The 552-nt window shown below is 46.6% G+C and carries 1 protein-coding gene; it reads left to right on the forward strand.

The window, feature by feature from the left end; all coding sequences use genetic code 11:
• Nucleotides 1-552: phosphomethylpyrimidine synthase ThiC (locus tag R7P74_RS28495; protein WP_318124055.1), on the forward strand; the 552-nt coding region annotated here is incomplete at both ends.

A 552-nucleotide genomic window follows, 5' to 3' on the forward strand; every position in this document is an offset into this window, starting at 1 on the left:
AAGGTCGCGCCATCATTCCTTCGAATATCAATCATCCAGAATCTGAACCAATGATTATTGGCCGTAACTTCTTAGTTAAGGTGAATGCCAATATTGGTAACTCATCGGTCACGTCTTCAATCGAAGAAGAAGTGGAAAAACTTGTCTGGGCGACACGCTGGGGTGGCGATACCGTGATGGACCTTTCTACCGGCCGTAACATTCATGAAACTCGCGAATGGATTTTACGCAATAGCCCGGTGCCAATTGGTACGGTTCCTATGTATCAGGCTTTGGAGAAAGTAAATGGCATTGCTGAGAACCTGAATTGGGAAGTCATGCGCGACACGTTAATCGAACAAGCAGAGCAGGGGGTTGATTACTTTACTATCCATGCTGGTTTACTACTTCGCTATGTTCCAATGACGGCGAAACGAGTGACGGGGATTGTTTCGCGTGGTGGCTCGATTATCGCTAAGTGGTGTCTAGCGCATCACCAAGAAAGCTTCTTATACACCCATTTCCGCGAGATCTGTGAAATTTGTGCGAAGTACGATGTAGCTCTGTCTCTTG

The sequence above is a fragment of the Vibrio sp. 2033 genome (genome assembly GCF_033339735.1).